The sequence below is a fragment of the Pseudarthrobacter siccitolerans genome, from assembly GCF_001046895.1.
GTDB lineage: Bacteria > Actinomycetota > Actinomycetes > Actinomycetales > Micrococcaceae > Arthrobacter > Arthrobacter siccitolerans.
On record NZ_CAQI01000036.1, the window covers coordinates 47,758 to 64,075 of the forward strand.

Annotated in this window: 13 protein-coding genes; 10 read left to right on the forward strand and 3 right to left on the reverse strand. The window is 63.9% G+C overall.

All coding sequences use genetic code 11. The annotated features are described in order from the left end of the window. Positions 1–29: 29 nt before the first annotated feature. Positions 30–1,256, reverse strand: coding sequence for a DNA recombination protein RmuC (locus tag ARTSIC4J27_RS06645; RefSeq protein ID WP_050054428.1), 1,227 nt, complete (start codon positions 1,254–1,256; stop codon positions 30–32). Positions 1,257–1,356: 100 nt separating this feature from the next. Between ARTSIC4J27_RS06645 and ychF the strand changes: the two genes are divergently transcribed. The 6 genes from ychF (at position 1,357) to ARTSIC4J27_RS06675 (ending at position 10,027) form a co-directional block, all read left to right on the forward strand. Further along, positions 1,357–2,442 carry a redox-regulated ATPase YchF gene (gene ychF / locus ARTSIC4J27_RS06650; protein WP_050054497.1) on the forward strand — a complete coding sequence of 362 codons (1,086 nt, stop codon included), beginning with the start codon at positions 1,357–1,359 and terminating at the stop codon, positions 2,440–2,442. 147 nt (positions 2,443–2,589) lie between these two features. Then, on the forward strand, positions 2,590–4,356 hold the full coding sequence (locus tag ARTSIC4J27_RS06655) for an ABC transporter family substrate-binding protein (RefSeq protein ID WP_050054429.1): 1,767 nt from the start codon (positions 2,590–2,592) through the stop codon (positions 4,354–4,356). Between the two features lie 279 nt (positions 4,357–4,635). Next, the gene (locus ARTSIC4J27_RS06660) at positions 4,636–6,321 is read left to right on the forward strand and encodes a peptide ABC transporter substrate-binding protein (protein WP_050054430.1); all 1,686 of its coding nucleotides are present in this window, start codon (positions 4,636–4,638) and stop codon (positions 6,319–6,321) included. 124 nt (positions 6,322–6,445) lie between these two features. Continuing rightward, positions 6,446–7,375 carry an ABC transporter permease gene (locus ARTSIC4J27_RS06665; RefSeq protein ID WP_050054431.1) on the forward strand — a complete coding sequence of 310 codons (930 nt, stop codon included), beginning with the start codon at positions 6,446–6,448 and terminating at the stop codon, positions 7,373–7,375. After that, positions 7,365–8,309: an ABC transporter permease gene (locus tag ARTSIC4J27_RS06670; RefSeq protein WP_050054432.1), complete on the forward strand. Its 945-nt coding sequence runs from the start codon at positions 7,365–7,367 to the stop codon at positions 8,307–8,309. Before ARTSIC4J27_RS06665 ends, ARTSIC4J27_RS06670 begins: the two co-directional genes overlap by 11 nt. Positions 8,310–8,320: 11 nt before the next feature. Next, positions 8,321–10,027 carry a dipeptide ABC transporter ATP-binding protein gene (locus tag ARTSIC4J27_RS06675; protein WP_050054433.1) on the forward strand — a complete coding sequence of 569 codons (1,707 nt, stop codon included), beginning with the start codon at positions 8,321–8,323 and terminating at the stop codon, positions 10,025–10,027. A gap of 69 nt (positions 10,028–10,096) precedes the next feature. Here the strand turns inward: ARTSIC4J27_RS06675 and ARTSIC4J27_RS06680 are convergent, their stop codons facing one another. Then, positions 10,097–10,960: an SGNH/GDSL hydrolase family protein gene (locus tag ARTSIC4J27_RS06680; RefSeq protein WP_050054434.1), complete on the reverse strand. Its 864-nt coding sequence runs from the start codon at positions 10,958–10,960 to the stop codon at positions 10,097–10,099. A gap of 272 nt (positions 10,961–11,232) precedes the next feature. On the opposite strand from ARTSIC4J27_RS06680, the gene typA reads away from it, so the two are divergent. After that, on the forward strand, positions 11,233–13,161 hold the full coding sequence (gene typA / locus ARTSIC4J27_RS06685) for a translational GTPase TypA (protein WP_050054435.1): 1,929 nt from the start codon (positions 11,233–11,235) through the stop codon (positions 13,159–13,161). A 196-nt stretch (positions 13,162–13,357) separates the two neighbouring features. Then, complete coding sequence (locus ARTSIC4J27_RS22455) at positions 13,358–14,167, forward strand: type IV toxin-antitoxin system AbiEi family antitoxin domain-containing protein (protein WP_152683798.1); 810 nt, start codon at positions 13,358–13,360, stop codon at positions 14,165–14,167. Between the two features lie 49 nt (positions 14,168–14,216). Here the strand turns inward: ARTSIC4J27_RS22455 and ARTSIC4J27_RS06695 are convergent, their stop codons facing one another. Then, positions 14,217–14,453, reverse strand: coding sequence for a putative acetyltransferase (locus ARTSIC4J27_RS06695; protein ID WP_050054437.1), 237 nt, complete (start codon positions 14,451–14,453; stop codon positions 14,217–14,219). Between the two features lie 137 nt (positions 14,454–14,590). On the opposite strand from ARTSIC4J27_RS06695, the gene fdxA reads away from it, so the two are divergent. Further along, positions 14,591–14,917, forward strand: a complete 327-nt coding sequence (fdxA, locus tag ARTSIC4J27_RS06700) for a ferredoxin (RefSeq protein WP_009356972.1) — start codon at positions 14,591–14,593, stop codon at positions 14,915–14,917. A 14-nt stretch (positions 14,918–14,931) separates the two neighbouring features. After that, positions 14,932–16,080 (forward strand): succinyldiaminopimelate transaminase, encoded by a 1,149-nt coding sequence (gene dapC / locus ARTSIC4J27_RS06705; protein WP_050054438.1) that lies wholly within the window; start codon positions 14,932–14,934, stop codon positions 16,078–16,080. Positions 16,081–16,318 lie beyond the last annotated feature (238 nt).

The window sequence follows — 16,318 nt, forward strand, 5'->3', positions numbered from 1 at the left end:
TTTTGCTTTGCGCTTTTACTGGGCGCTTTTTAGGCGGCCTCGTCCTCGCTTTGAAGTTCCGGGGCAGCCAGCGCCCGCGGCGTCACCTCCACCACGGGGGGTGTGGCCAACCCGGATTCCTCAAGGGTGTTCAGTTTGCGTGCCGTGGGCAGGATCCGGGCTTCCAGCGTGCCCACCATTGAGTTGTAGCGGTCCACGGAGGTCTTCAGCGAGGACCCCAGCTTGCTGACGTTCTCGCCCAGGGTTCCCATCCGGTCGTACAGCTGCCGGGCGAGCTCAAACAGTTCGCGGGCACTGTCCGTCAGGACGTCCTGCCGCCAGGTGAAGGCAACGGACTTCAGCACGGCAAGCAGGGTGCTGGGTGAGGCCAGGACCACGTTCCGGGACAGGGCATGGTCCAGGAGTTCGGCGTCGGCTGTCAGTGCTGCCGCGAGGATGGACTCGGCCGGGATAAAGCAGATCACCAGCTCCGGGGAGTTGCCCGGGATGTCCCAGTACTTCTTATTGCCCAGCGCGTCCACGTGGGCCCGCAACGCCTTGGCGTGCGCGGCCAGGAGCGTTTGCTGCGAGCGGTGCCCGGGGCCGGAAACTGCACCGGACAGGCCTGTCCGGGAATCCTGCGTCCCCAGTTCCTGGGCCTCGAGGTAAGAGGACAGTGGGACCTTGGCATCGACCACCAGCTGCTTGTCGCCGGGAAGCTGCACTACCAGGTCTGGACGCACGGACGACTCGCTGCCACTGCTGTGGACCTGTTCGATAAAATCCACATGGCGCAGCATTCCGGAGGCCTCCACCACGCGCCGCAGCTGGACCTCGCCCCACTGGCCGCGGGCACTGTTGGACCGCAGGGCGGATTCCAGGGCATGGGTGGAGCGGATCAGCTGCTCGTCCGAGAGCCGTGCTTCCTGCAGCTGCTGGGCGAGCTGGCCGTACTGTTCCAGCCGGTCGCGCTCCAGCAGGGCCACCTGCTGCTGGACTGCAGTCAGTTTCTCCGCCACGGGCGCAAGGGCACGCAGCACGCTGCCGTCCTGGGACCGCGATTCGCCCAGCTCCCGGTTCTGTGCCGCCAAAAGGCGCCGTTCGGCGTCGGCTGCTGCGAACTGTGCACTGACCTCCGAAAGCCGGGACGAGACTGCATCGAAGTCCTCCTCCACGGCACGGCTGTTTTTCCGCAGCGCAAACCAGGTGGCCGCAGCGCCCGCGAGGGCGCCCAGTAACAGCATGAACAAAGCCAGAATCAACGCGAATGCATCCATGTGCCCACTGTCGCACGGGGCTGTGACATTTTGCGGAAGCGACATTTCAGGCTGCCGCCGCGAACCGGCAGGATGCCCGCTGCGGGTAGAATCAATGCTCGTGGCTCTTACTATTGGCATCGTCGGACTGCCCAACGTCGGCAAATCAACCCTCTTCAACGCACTGACCCGCAACCAGGTGCTGGCAGCGAACTACCCGTTCGCCACCATCGAGCCCAACGTGGGCGTTGTCAGCCTGCCGGATCCGCGGCTCCAGCAGCTCGGCGAACTCTTCGGGTCCCAGCGCGTCCTGCCCGCAGCCGTGTCCTTTGTGGACATCGCCGGCATCGTCAAGGGCGCCAGCGAGGGCGAGGGGCTGGGAAACCAGTTCCTGGCCAACATCCGCGAAGCGGAGGCCATCGCCCAGGTGGTGCGAGTCTTCGATGACCCCGACGTGATCCACGTTGACGGCAAGGTGGATCCCCGGTCGGACATGGAGACCATTAACACCGAACTGATCCTCGCGGACCTGCAGACCATTGAAAAAGCCATCCCGCGCATCGAAAAAGAAGTCAAGATCAAAAAGCGCGAGGCAGCGGAGCTGAACGCCATCCTGGCAGCGCAGAAAGTGCTCGAGCGCGGCGACACCATCTTCTCGTCCATTAAGAGCGACAAGCTCGAGATGGAGCACCTCAAAGAGCTCAGCCTGCTCACGGCCAAGCCTTTCATTTACGTCTTCAATGCCGATGAAGGGATCCTGGGCAGCCCGGAAAAGCAGGACGAGCTGCGGGCCCTCGTGGCCCCGGCCGACTGCATCTTCCTGGATGCCAAACTGGAGGCCGACCTCGTGGAACTGGACGAGGAAGAAGCCCGCGAAATGCTGGAGATGAACGGCCAGGACGAATCCGGGCTGGATCAGCTGGCACGGGTCGGCTTCCACACCCTGGGGCTGCAGACCTACCTCACTGCCGGTCCCAAGGAAGCACGCGCTTGGACCATCCACCGCGGCGACACGGCTCCCCAGGCCGCAGGCGTCATCCACAGCGACTTCCAGCGCGGGTTCATCAAGGCCGAAGTGGTCTCTTTCGACGACCTCATCGAAGCCGGGTCCATGGCCGAGGCCAAATCCCGGGGCAAGGTCAGGATCGAAGGCAAGGAATACGTGATGGCAGACGGCGACGTGGTGGAATTCCGCTTCAACGTTTGAGTGTTTCGCCACTGCAGGTGGCGGGTACGTAGGGTACGTCCGCTTCAACTTCTGGTGGGTTCGCCGGGGGACCTTATCCTGACTAGAGAGGCGTGCTCCCGGTGATTTGGGCCGGACCGCCCGGGCAAAGCAAAACAAGGAGGCGGCATGCCGGTCAGGCGTCTGATGCAGTTCATCACCGCGGTGGCAGCTGCTGCCCTGGTGCTTTCGGGCTGCTCGGGCGGTGGTGGCGGCACCACGCCGGTTGTGGTGGGGGAGGCCAAACGCGGCGGCAGCGTCACCGTTGCCGAAGTCAACGCATTCTCGTCGTTCAATCCCTACAGCACTGACGGCAACACCGACATCAACTCCAAGATCGCCTCCATCACCCATTCGGGTTTCTACTATCTTGACGATGCCTCCAAAGTGGTGCGGAACGAAAAGTTCGGGCGGTTCGAAAAGGTCTCCGACATTCCGTTGAAAGTGAAGTACACGGTCAACGAGGGCGTGAAATGGTCCGACGGCGAGGCGATCGACGGCGGCGACCTCCTGTTGAGCTGGGCCGCCGGTTCAGGCTATTTCAACGACGCCGATCCCATGGCCGGAACAGGAACCACGTACTTCTCCACTGCCTCTGACACCAGCGGCCTCGCAGGCACCGTCCTCCCTGAGCTGGGGGAGGACGGGCGCTCGATCACCCTCGAGTACGCCGTACCGTACGCTGACTGGGAGGTGGCCTTCGACGTCGGCCTGCCGGCCCACGTGGTGGCCGCAAAAAGCGGCCTGAATGATGAGGAAGACCTCATCGACCTGATCAATGATTCACCCCGCGGCGACGTGGAGAAGCCCGCAGTCAACACTGCCCTGAAGCTGGTGAGTGACTTCTGGAACTCCGGGTTCGACACCAAATCACTTCCTGCGGACCCGTCGGTTTATCTCTCCAGCGGACCTTATATCGTCCGGGACATCGTCCCCGAATCTTCCATGAGGCTGGTCCGCAACCGGGACTACACCTGGGGCCAGGAGCCCTGGCTGGACGAAATCAACGTCCGGTTCACCGGCAATGTTCCTGCCGCTGTGGATGCCCTTCGGAACGGGCAGGCCGACATCATTTCGCCCCAGCCCTCCGCCGAAACGGACAGCCTCCTGGCGGGGCTGGCCGGGCAGGGCCACACCGTGGACCGCTACAGCCAATCCGGCTATGACCATCTGGACCTGAACTTTTCCGGTACCTTCGCGGACGAGGACGTCCGTAAGGCGTTCCTCAAGGCAGTGCCGCGGCAAGCCATTGTTGACGCTGTTGTAGGCGACCTGCTGCCGGACGCCAAACCCCTGGACTCGCATGTGTTCCTCCCGGGACAGCCCAAGTACGAGGACACCGTGAAGAACAACGGCTCCGGGGATTATTCAGAGATTGACATCGACGGCGCGAAAACGCTCCTGGACGGCCAAACCCCCACCATCCGCATCCTGTACAACCGCGACAATCCCAACCGGGCCAGGGCTTTTGCCCTGATCCGGGACTCCGCAGCGCTGGCCGGGTTCCAGGTGGTGGACGCCGGGCAAGGGAACGCCGACTGGGCGAAGGCCCTCGGAGGCGGCGGCTATGATGCAGCTTTACTGGGCTGGATCGGCACCGGTGTGGGCGTCAGCCGTGTTCCGCAGATCTTCCGCACAGGTGCGGGCAGCAACTTCAACGGATTCTCCGACGGCGATGCAGACAAAGCGATGGAACAGCTGACCGGCACCACTGACCTGGCCAAACAGGACGAACTGCTGGCTGACATCGACAAACAGTTGTGGGAGAACGCCTACGGTCTTCCCCTCTACCAGACCGTCGGAACCACGGCGTACAGCGCCCGTGTCACCGGGGTGAAGCCAAGTCCGGGACCGCTTGGCGTGTGGTGGAACGTCTGGGACTGGCGCGTGGCCTAAGACTGCGGCAACCGCTTTACGCGCCGCCGTGGCGGGCTTCACACTTTCGATTCGCCGATAAGTCTACCGGCGAGTAGCATGTGACTTGCACAACTTCCGTTTACCGGCTAAGTCCCCGGAGTGGGCCGGTCACGGTTTGGCAACGGAGTACCAGTATCTGGACTTCGTGCAGTTAGGCTACTCGTATATGTAGGTTGCGTCACAGTCCATCGCTGGGTCTCGCCTGCGGGGAAGCACAAAGATTCCCCTCGTTTTCTCCCACAACTCATAGGAGGCGGAATGCGTTTTACGCGCACTTCCAAAGCACTGGGCATCGTGGCAATCGCCGCGCTTGCCCTGACCGGCTGCGGCGCTGGAGGCGGCAGCAATGACGGTGCCAGCGAATCTGCCGGCGACCCGAACAAGGTCATCACCGCTTACAGCAACGAACCACAGAACCCGTTGCTGCCGGCAAACACCAATGAAGTTTATGGCGGCCGTGTGGTCGAGCTCCTCTTCGAAGGCCTGCGGACCTACGACGCCGACGGCAAGCCCGTCAACGCGCTGGCAGAATCCATCGAGTCTGCCGACGCCCAGAACTGGACCATCAAGGTCAAGCAGGGCACCAAATTCACCAATGGCGAAGCGATCACCGCCAAGACGTTCGTTGACTCCTGGAACTTCGCGGCCAACTCGAAGAACCTGCAGAACAACGGCTTCTTCTTCGAATCCATTGCAGGCTACGAGGAAGTGTCGGCAGTAACCACCGAGAAGTCGGCCGACGGCAAGACCACCACCACTCCGGCGCCCACCGCCGAAACGATGTCCGGCCTGGTCGCCACCGACGACTCCACCATCACGGTAAAGCTGGCACAGCCCGAGGCTGACTGGTCGCTGCGCCTCGGTTACTCCGCATTCTTCCCGCTCCCCTCGGCCGCACTGGCCGACCCGAAGTCCTTCGGCGAGAACCCGGTGGGCAACGGCCCGTACAAGTTCGAGAAAGAGGGCGCCTGGGCACACGACCAGTCCATCGCCCTCGTGAAGAACCCTGACTACAGCGGTCCCCGCGCGGCCAAAAACGGCGGAGTGACCTTCAAGTTCTACACGGATCCGGGCCCGGCATACACCGACCTGCAGTCCGACAACCTTGATGTCACGGATGTCCTGCCGTCCAACGCGCTGAAGACCTACGTTGCGGACTTCCCGGACCGCAACGCCACCAAGCCTGTTGCCACCAACTCCACGCTGAACATCCCGCCGTACAACCCGAACTTCCAGGGTGAAGCCGGCAAGCTGCGCCGCCAGGCCCTTTCCTACGCCATCAACCGCGAGGAAATCGCCAAGGTGGTCTTCAACGGAACCCGTACCCCGGCCAAGGCCTTCGTCCCGCCGGTCATCGAAGGCTTCGAAGAAGGCCTCAAGGGCAGCGAAATCCTCACGTTCGACGCCGCCAAGGCCAAGGACCTGTGGGCCCAGGCTGAGAAGCTGCAGCCTTACGACAACTCCAAGCCGCTCCAGATTGCCTCCAACACCGACGGCGGCAACAAGGAATGGATCGACGCTGTTGCCAACGGCTTCAAGAACAACCTCGGCATCCAGGCTGAAATTCAGCCCTTCGCCAAGTTTGCCGAAGTGCTGAACCTGCGCAAGTCCCAGTCCCTCCCCGGACTGACCCGCGCCGGCTGGCAGGGTGACTACCCGTCGCTCTACAACTTCCTCGGACCGGTCTGGGCCACGAATGCTTCCTCCAACTACGAGAAGTACTCCAACCCCGAGTTCGACAAGCTCCTCAAGGAAGGCCTTGCAGCCAAGAGCACTGACGAGGCAAACGACAAGTTCAACCAGGCACAGGAAGTCCTCTTCGAAGACCTCCCGGGCCTGCCGCTCTGGGATCAGGCACGCCCGATTGTATGGAGCAATAACGTCGTGAAGGCCGAAACCGGCTGGAACGGCAGCATTCTCTACTACAACATCACTGCCAAGTAGTCCCAGATCTAACTTGCCGCCAGGCACTTTGGGGGTCCGGTCACGGCCGGGCCCCCATTGGCTTGCAACGGCAGGAAGGCACCAATGAACCTGCATTCTTCCCAACCGGAAGGCTGGTGATCCCGTGGTCCGCTTCATTCTGCGCCGGCTCCTACAGGTGATCCCTGTTTTCCTCGGCACCACCCTTTTGGTCTATTACATGGTGTTCGCCCTTCCCGGCGACCCCATCGCGGCGCTGTTCGGTGAGCGCCAGCCTCCCCAGGCTGTTATCGACACCCTGCGCAGCCAGTACCACCTCGACGAACCCTTCTGGGTCCAGTACGGGCTGTTCCTGAAAAACCTCTTCACTTTCAACCTGGGCAACGACTTCACGGGCCAGCCCATCGCCACCGCCCTGGCCCGGGTGTTCCCCGTGACCGCCATGCTGGCGATTGAAGCGCTGGCCATCCAGGCAGTGTTCGGCGTGGCCTTCGGCGTTTTCGCCGGCCTGCGCCGCGGCGGCTGGTTTGACTCCACTGTCCTCGTGGCGTCCCTCGTGGTCATCGCAGTTCCCACGTTCGTCCTCGGTTTCGTGTTCCAGCTCGTCTTCGGCGTGCAGCTGGGATGGGCGAAACCGACGGTCGGCGCCAATGCCGACTGGGTCAGCCTGCTGCTGCCTGCAGTGGTTTTGGGACTCGTGTCCTTCGCCTACGTGCTCCGCCTGACCCGTACTTCGGTCAGCGAAAACATGAACGCAGACTACGTCCGGACCGCCACCGCCAAGGGCCTCTCGCGGCCGCGGGTGGTTCTGGCGCACATCCTGCGCAACTCCCTGATCCCCGTGGTGACCTACCTCGGCGCCAACCTTGGCGGCCTCATGGGCGGCGCCATCGTCACCGAAGGCATCTTCAATGTTCCCGGCGTGGGCAACAAGCTCTACCAGGCAGTCCTCCGCAGTGAAGGACCCACCATCGTCTCCATCGTCAGCGTGCTGGTGCTGGTGTTCGTGGTAGCCAACCTGCTTGTTGATCTCCTGTACGCCTGGCTTGACCCGAGGATCCGCTATGACCAGTAATAACAGCCACTTCGTGGCGCCCATCGAGGAAACCCCGCTGTTGGCAACAGACGCCGTCAAGACTGACCAGGCGCCTCTCAGCCTGTGGTCGGACGCGTGGCGCAAGCTCCGCCGTCGTCCGCTGTTCATCATCTCGGCGCTGCTCATCCTGGCCCTGACCGTGGTGGCATTGTTCCCCGGCCTGTTCACCTCCGTTGCCCCCAACGAAGGCTGCGAACTCGCCAATTCGGAGGGCGGCCCCACGGCCGGGCACCCCTTCGGCTTCACGTTCCAGGGCTGCGACATCTACTCCCGCGTCATCCACGGCACCCAGGCGTCCCTGTCCGTCGGTATCCTCTCGGTGCTGTGCGTGCTGGTCATCGGCGTCACCTTCGGTGCCCTCGCCGGCTACTACGGTGGCTGGATCGATGCCGTACTGGCCCGCCTGGGCGACATCTTCTTTGCCCTGCCGCTGATCCTCGGCGCGCTGGTTATCACCCAGCTGCCGTTTTTCCGCGAGAACAAAAGCGTCTGGACCGTGGTCTTTGTGATCTCGCTCCTCGCGTGGCCGCAGATGGCCCGCATCACCCGCGGTGCCGTCATCGAAGTCCGCAACTCGGACTTCGTCACCGCGGCCCGTTCACTGGGCGTCTCCAGGTTCGGCGCGCTGGTCCGGCATGTGCTGCCGAACGCCCTGGCGCCGATCATTGTCCTGGCAACTCTGGAACTGGGTGTCTTCATTGTCGCCGAGGCAACGCTGTCCTTCCTGGGCATCGGCCTGCCGCAGAGCATTATGTCCTGGGGCAATGACATCGCCGGGGCCCAGGCATCCATCCGAACCAGGCCGGAAATCATGCTGTTCCCGGCCGCGGCACTGTCCATCACGGTGCTCAGCTTCATCATGCTGGGCGACGCGGTGCGCGATGCCCTTGATCCGAAGAGCCGCCAGCGATGAGAGACAACGAGATGACAACTCCTGAAATACGCATCGCGGAGGCCGGCACCACGGGGATCACGCCGCTGCTGGAGATCCGCGACCTCGCTATTACCTTCAAGACCAGCGGCGGGGAAGTTCAGGCGGTCCGTGATGCACACTTGACCATCATGCCGGGCGAGACCGTGGCGATTGTGGGGGAGTCGGGCTCCGGCAAGTCCACTACCGCGTTGGCGGCCATCGGCCTCCTTCCCGGCAACGGCCGGGTTTCCGGCGGCCAGATCCTGCTGGACGGTGAAGACATCGCCCATGCCTCCGAAAAGCGCATGATCGAGCTTCGCGGCAACACCATCGGCATGGTGCCGCAGGACCCGATGTCCAACCTGAACCCGGTGTGGAAGATCGGTTACCAGGTCCGGGAAACACTGCGTGCCAACGGCCAGCCCAGCGGCCCGGATGACGTTGCGAAGGTACTCGCCGAGGCGGGCCTCCCGGACGCCCACCGGCGCGCCAACCAGTACCCGCACGAGTTCTCCGGCGGCATGCGGCAGCGCGCCCTGATCGCCATCGGGCTCTCCTGCCAGCCGCGGCTGCTGATCGCGGACGAGCCCACCTCCGCCCTGGACGTCACGGTGCAGCGGCAGATCCTGGACCACCTGGACACCATGACCACCGAGCTGGGCACCTCGGTGCTGCTGATCACCCATGACCTGGGGCTGGCAGCCGAACGGGCCGACAAGGTAGTGGTGATGTACCAGGGCCGGGTTGTGGAAGCAGGCCCTTCCCTGGAACTGCTGCGGAACCCCCGGCACCCTTACACCAGGAGGCTCGTGGAGTCCGCACCGTCCCTGGCCAGCCGCAGGATCCAGGCCGCCAAGGAACAAGGCGTGGAGGCTGCGGACCTGCTGGCCCCTGCCGCCGAACCCGCAGCGGCGGACAACGTCCTGCAGATCCAGGACCTGCGGAAGGTGTACAAGCTCCGCCAGGGCCTGGGCAAAGCGTCGGACTTCGCCGCGGTGGACGGCGTCAGCTTCGACGTCAAGCGGGGGACCACCACGGCGATTGTGGGGGAGTCGGGTTCCGGCAAGTCCACCGTGGCCAAGATGGTGCTCCAGCTGGAGAAGCCCACCGAGGGCAGGATCCTGTTCGACGGCGTCGACACTTCCCTTTTGAAGCCGTCGGATCTGTTTAAGTTCCGGCGCCGTGTCCAGCCCATCTTCCAGGATCCCTACGGTTCGCTGGACCCGATGTACAACATCTTCCGGACCATTGAGGAACCGCTGCGGGTCCACAAGATTGGCGACAAAGCCAGCCGGGAGAAGAAGGTCCGGGAACTGCTGGACCAGGTGGCGCTGCCGCAGTCCGCCATGCAGCGGTACCCGAACGAGCTCTCCGGCGGGCAGCGGCAGCGTGTTGCCATTGCCCGTGCGCTGGCCCTGGACCCGGAAGTCATCATCTGTGACGAAGCCGTGTCTGCCCTGGACGTGCTGGTGCAGGCACAGGTGCTGAACCTGCTGGCGGACCTCCAGTCCAACCTGGGTTTGACCTACCTCTTCATCACCCATGACCTGGCGGTGGTCCGGCAGATCGCCGACCACGTCTGCGTGATGGAGAAGGGGCGCCTGGTGGAGACCGGTTCCACGGACGAGGTCTTCGAATCGCCCCGGCAGGATTACACGAAGGCACTGCTCAACGCCATCCCGGGCGCCAAGCTTATGCTTCCGCCGGAAGTGGCCTAGCAGTCCTCGTCCCGCTCAACGATTGAAGCCGGAGCCTGTTGGCTCCGGCTTCAATCGTTTCCATAACTGTCAATCCTGGAAGGAATCGCTGCCGCCGCCCGTGGCAAGGGCGGGTGGCTGGTCCGACGTCGGCTTCCGCTGCAGCCCCAGGTCAATGAGGCGGCGTTCCAGTAAAGCTCCCAGGGCGCGGCGGCCCTGCGGATTCATATGTACTGCGTCCGCCAGATCCTTGGCCAGGCCATGCCGGGTAAGCCAGTCGCCCACGGAAACGAAGGGCAGGTTCTGCGCGGCTGCCACCCTGCCCAGCAGGGCGTCCACCTCGGTGCGCCGGCCGCCATGGCCTTCGCCCCGGGCCAGGGTGCCGATCATGGCCAGCCGGGTTCCCGGGTAGCGGGCCTTGAGTTCGGCGATCAGGCGCTCCGCGTTGCCGGTGATCCGGGTGTCCGATGCTCCGGTTGCGGCGTCATTGCCGCCACCCTGGATAACGATAAGGGCCGGGGTTCCGGAGGGCAGGAGCCAGTCACCCCGGAGGAGGGCATCAATATAGTTGCCGGTCTTTCCGTTGGTGGACACGAAGCCGGTACCGCCCCTCCCGCAGTAGTACACCTTGTACCCGGCAGCCTCGAGGCCCTGGCGGGGCCAGCCGTCAGACGGTTCTGACTGCGAATCACCAATCAGGAGGACGGTTCTGCTGATATCTGGAACCACTGCCTCAAGCCGGCCATTGGCTGGATTGAGGACGCGCGCACCGGCAGCGGCAGGATTCGCGCCGGCAGCGCCCGGTTGTCCCGCAGCGGCCGCAGCCTGCACCTGGGGAACGGCGGAAGACTGGGGCGGCACCCCGCAGCCTGACAGGGCAAGGAGACTGGACACCGCAACGACGGCGGCGGCTCCGGACGCGGCAACGCGGGTCCGGGCCAGGGCTTTTCGCATGTGGTGTCTTTCGGGCTTGCATGGAGTGTCAGAGCAATCATGTGGCATCAATGCAGGATTAGCCAGTGATTTTGCTCACTAATTCTAGCCCGCGCCATGGCCGCATCACGGCGGGCTGCCCATCGGTCCGCTGGAAAATTTAGGCCTATTAATGCCACTGCCGCTAGAATGGAGGAAGCAGCCCTGTGCAAAGGGCCTGATCCGTCGTGCGTTCCAGTTGGAAATGTCGCGATACAACAGCTGACTTTCACCACTGAATCGAGCCATTACGCATGTCTGAAACCACCACCAACACCGCGGTAGCCACTGCATCACGCAGTGACCTCCGCAACGTCGCGATTGTGGCCCACGTTGACCACGGCAAGACCACCCTGGTCGACGCCATGCTCAAGCAGACCAACTCCTTTGCCGAGCACAACCACCTCGAAGACCGCGTGATGGACTCCGGTGACCTTGAGCGCGAAAAGGGCATCACCATCCTCGCCAAGAACACCACGGTGGCCTACAACGGTCCGTCGTCCAACGGCGAGACCATCACCATCAACGTCATTGACACCCCGGGCCACGCCGACTTCGGCGGCGAGGTGGAGCGCGGCCTGTCCATGGTTGACGGCGTCGTTCTGCTGGTGGACTCGTCTGAGGGTCCGCTGCCCCAGACCCGTTTCGTACTCCGCAAGGCCCTTGCCGCGCACCTGCCGGTCATTCTGCTGGTCAACAAGACCGACCGCCCGGACGCCCGCATTGACGAAGTGGTGCACGAGTCCATGGACCTGCTCCTGGGCCTTGCTTCCGACCTCGCGGACGAGGTTCCGGACCTGGACCTGGACAAGGTCCTCGAAGTGCCTGTCGTTTACGCGGCAGCAAAGGTTGGCCGCGCCTCCCTGGAACAGCCGGCCAACGGCTCTGCTCCTGACAATGAGGACCTTGAGCCGCTGTTCAAGACCATCATCGAGCACATCCCGGCCCCCACGTACAACCCCGAGGGTGTCCTGCAGGCGCACGTCACCAACCTGGACGCCTCACCGTTCCTGGGCCGCCTTGCACTGCTCCGCATCTACAACGGCACCCTGCGCAAGGGCCAGCAGGTTGCCTGGGCCCGTGCCAATGGTGAACTCAAGACCGTAAAGATCACTGAGCTCCTTGCCACCAAGGCCCTCGATCGCGTTCCGGCCGAGTCCGCCGGCCCGGGCGAGATTGTCGCCGTCGCAGGTATCGAGGACATCACCATTGGTGAAACCCTCACCGACGTTGAGAACCCGCAGCCGCTGCCGCTGATCACGGTGGACGATCCCGCGATCTCCATGACCATCGGTATCAACACCTCCCCGTTGGCCGGCAAGGTCAAGGGTGCCAAGGTCACCGCCCGCCAGGTCAAGGACCGCCTGGACAAGGAACTGATCGGTAACGTCTCCATCAAGGTGCTCCCCACCGAGCGTCCTGATGCCTGGGAAGTCCAGGGCCGTGGCGAGCTCGCCCTGGCCATCCTCGTGGAGCAGATGCGCCGCGAAGGCTTCGAACTGACCGTGGGCAAGCCGCAGGTTGTCACCAAGACCATCGACGGCAAGATCCACGAGCCGATGGAGCACATGACCATCGACGTTCCCGAGGAATACCTCGGTGCCGTGACGCAGCTGATGGCAGCCCGCAAGGGCCGTATGACCAACATGGCCAACCACGGAACCGGCTGGTGCCGGATGGAATTCATCGTTCCGGCCCGTGGCCTGATCGGCTTCCGCACCAAGTTCCTCACGGACACCCGTGGCGCCGGCATCGCCGCCTCCATTTCCGAGGGCTACGAGCCGTGGGCCGGACCCATCGAGTACCGCACCAACGGCTCCATGGTTGCTGACCGCGCCGGCGTTGTGACCCCGTTCGCCATGATCAACCTGCAGGAACGTGGATCCTTCTTCGTCAAGCCCACCTCCGAGGTTTATGAGGGCATGATCGTTGGCGAGAACTCCCGCGCCGACGACATGGACGTCAACATCACGAAGGAAAAGAAGCTCACCAACATGCGTGCTGCTTCCTCGGACACCTTCGAGAACCTGACGCCGCCGCGCGACCTTACCCTCGAAGAGTCCCTCGAATTCGCCCGCGAGGACGAGTGCGTCGAGGTGACCCCGGAGTCCATCCGCATCCGCAAGGTCATCCTGGACACCAACGAGCGTGCCAAGGCCAACCGCGCCCGCGCCAAGGCCTAACAAACACCCTGGTTCCGAAGAAAGCCACCGGCACACGCTGGTGGCTTTCTTCGTACCGCCGTGCGCAGTGAAACCCGCGTTCGCCCCGCAGGGGCAGTCCCTGCGTATTGGGCTGCTCGTTTCCTCCGCGCTGCCGTTTTCCACATAGCTGCTCTTCCCTGCTGCGCCGGCTTTGACGGGAAGCCACCATGCATCCATGCGAACTGTCACTCACGCACTGGCCGCTATGGGCGGAGTTGCCGGCGCCAGCTCCTTAACGCAGGCCGGTGTCTCCCGCCGGGCCATTGAAGCAGCCGTATGTGAAGGCAGCATCCGCAGGGTGGCGCGAGGCGTGTATGCACTGCCCGACGCCGACCCCTTACTCATCCACGCCGGGCGCCATCACGCGGTGCCCGGCTGTGTCACGGCGGCCTTGGCAGCGGGGTTGTGGGTGGTTAATAATCCGGAGGAGCCGCACCTGGCCGCACGCCATGGCCGGCCTGTCAGCGGTTGCGTGGTTCATCGAAGCCAGGTTCCGTTGACCGCCGTGGACATGGTGTGCCAGGCGCTCCGCTGTTTGCCACCGCTCGAGGGGCTGACCATCGCGGAATCTGCGGTTAAAACGGGCCTGGTTCAGCTTCCGGAACTGCGGGAGCGGTTTCCCTCCGCGCGGGAGAAGAGCGTGCGTGAACTTGTGGCACGAATCCGGCCCCAATCCGGATCCATCATCGAGACGATGGCCCGGTACCTGCTCGAAGATGCCGGGCTGACAGTGGAACTGCAGGTCAACATTCCCGGGATGGGCCATCTGGACCTCCTCGTTGACGGCCTGCTGGGCGTTGAGGCGGACGGCTACGCGCATCACAGCAACCGGGCAGCGTACCGGGAGGACAGGCGGCGGTGGAATGTTACCGTTGTCCGGGGCGTACCAACCCTCCGCGTGACCTTCGAAATGCTGCTCGGCGAGCCTCAGGAATTCGTAAAAATGGTGCACCTTGCCCTCGCCACGTACCGCCGTGCGCAATGAAACCCGCGTTCGGCCCGCAGGGGCAGTCCCTGCGCAGTAAGACCAGGCTTTACCGTGCGGGTCTGCGCCGCTCGGGCGCCGGGGGGACCTCCTTGGCTGCCACAACGCGCTGGAGCGGTATAACGACGTCGGCCTGCCGCGTGCGGACGGTGCACGCACCGGCGGCGCACCCCACCAGGTGTCCCAGCGCATCAGTGAGGCCGCTCTCGATGCGGTACCGCACCACCACCCGGGTTCCGGGGGCGGCGGCTGTAAGGAACCCGGCGGGCGTGGAAGGCTGACTCACCAGTTCATACTAGGGGCCCGGCTAGGTTCGCGGTAACGGGCTGGGAGATAATAGGCTCAGATGTCAAGAGTCCGGCCACTGCTGCCGGATTGCAAGAACCGGCGGGACGCCGGACCCAACGTGGAGAGGCCAGGGACGTGACGTACGTAATCGCGCAGCCGTGTGTAGATGTCAAGGACAAGGCATGTATCGAAGAATGCCCGGTCGACTGCATCTATGAGGGTGAGCGTTCGCTGTACATCCATCCGGACGAATGCGTCGACTGCGGAGCCTGCGAGCCGGTGTGCCCGGTGGAGGCCATTTACTACGAGGACGACACCCCGGACGAGTGGGCCGACTACTACAAGGCCAACGTGGAGTTCTTCGATGACCTCGGGTCACCGGGCGGCGCCGCCAAGATCGGCAACACCGGCAAGGACCACCCGATGATCGCCGCGCTGCCCCCGCAGAACCAAGACCACTGACGCAGGCAGGAACGGTGACCGCAGCAGTGAATACGTTCGGCCTTGACCTGCCCGACTACCCGTGGGAGGCCATGGCGCCGTATCTCGCGAAGGCGTCGGAGCATCCCGGGGGAGCCGTCAACCTGTCCATTGGTACTCCGGTGGATCCCACCCCGGCTTTGATCCAGGACGCCCTGAAGGCTGCCGCGGATGCCCCCGGATACCCCACGGTCCACGGCACGCCCGCCCTTCGGGAAGCGATCGCGGGCTGGTTCGAACGGCGCCGCGGGGTGGCCGGGCTGGACCCCCGGAACATTATGCCAACGGTCGGCTCGAAGGAACTCGTGGCCTGGCTGCCGCTGCTGCTCGGTCTGAAGCAAGGTGACGTCGTCGTACGCCCCCGGGTCGCCTACCCCACGTACGATATCGGCGCGACCCTCGCGGGTGTCACCTCCGTGGCAACGGACAACCTGGACGAGCTCGACGACGCCACCCGCTCCCGCGTCCGCCTCATCTGGGTCAATTCCCCCGGAAATCCCACGGGCAGTGTCCGCAGCGTTGAATCCCTGAAAGCACTTGCGGGGCAGGCCCGGGAGCTGGGGGCTGTGGTGGCATCCGACGAATGCTACGCAGAGCTGGGCTGGGGTGACTGGGACGTCCAGCGCGGCGGCCAGCCTGTCCCCAGCATCCTGGACCCGCGGGTGGCCGGAGGATCCCACCAGGGGCTCCTGGCCGTGTACTCGCTGAGCAAGCAGTCCAACGTGGCCGGCTACCGGGCAGCATTTGTAGCCGGCGACCCGGACCTGATGCCCAACCTCGTCAACAGCCGCAAACACGCGGGCATGATCGTTCCCTACCCCGTGCAGGAAGCCATGCGTGTGGCGCTGGGCGATGATGCGCATGTGGAGGCCCAGAAAGACCTGTACCGCGGCCGCCGGGAAAGGCTGGTTCCGGCGCTGCTGGACTTCGGTCTCGAGATCAAGGAATCCGACGCCGGCCTCTACCTTTGGTCGACGGCGGGGGAGAGCACCTGGGACACCGTGGCCCGGCTCGCGGAGCGGGGCATCGTGGTTGGTCCCGGCGTCTTCTACGGCGAGGCCGGCAACGGCTACGTCCGGGTTGCCCTTACGGGAAGCGACGAAAGGATCGACGCTGCCGTCGCCCGGCTGGCTTCGGCACTCTGATTGCCCGGATGCCGCACCCGGCGCAACGCCGTAACAATGGTGTGACTCCGGACACATCCGCTGCATTTTAGGGCATTTTGGAACGTCGCGGATTAGTGGCACCCGCCAAGGAGCGGTACTTTTTAAGTGACTATCAATGGTGGCTTTCTACAAGAAGGCAGCCCGGGTGTTGGAACCTGTCTCTTCAGGCTTCGTGCGCGGCTCACCTGATGTTGGATCAAGCTTTCGACAGAGGCCC

What these genes read in the sequence shown, in the direction of transcription:
- ARTSIC4J27_RS06645 (WP_050054428.1), bottom strand. Translation starts at nt 1,256, where the DNA reads ATGGATGCATTCGCGTTGATTCTGGCTTTGTTCATGCTGTTACTGGGC.
- ARTSIC4J27_RS06655 (WP_050054429.1), top strand. Translation starts at nt 2,590, where the DNA reads ATGCCGGTCAGGCGTCTGATGCAGTTCATCACCGCGGTGGCAGCTGCT.
- ARTSIC4J27_RS06660 (WP_050054430.1), top strand. Translation starts at nt 4,636, where the DNA reads ATGCGTTTTACGCGCACTTCCAAAGCACTGGGCATCGTGGCAATCGCC.
- ARTSIC4J27_RS06670 (WP_050054432.1), top strand. Translation starts at nt 7,365, where the DNA reads ATGACCAGTAATAACAGCCACTTCGTGGCGCCCATCGAGGAAACCCCG.
- ARTSIC4J27_RS06675 (WP_050054433.1), top strand. Translation starts at nt 8,321, where the DNA reads ATGACAACTCCTGAAATACGCATCGCGGAGGCCGGCACCACGGGGATC.
- ARTSIC4J27_RS06680 (WP_050054434.1), bottom strand. Translation starts at nt 10,960, where the DNA reads ATGCGAAAAGCCCTGGCCCGGACCCGCGTTGCCGCGTCCGGAGCCGCC.
- typA (WP_050054435.1), top strand. Translation starts at nt 11,233, where the DNA reads ATGTCTGAAACCACCACCAACACCGCGGTAGCCACTGCATCACGCAGT.
- ARTSIC4J27_RS22455 (WP_152683798.1), top strand. Translation starts at nt 13,358, where the DNA reads ATGCGAACTGTCACTCACGCACTGGCCGCTATGGGCGGAGTTGCCGGC.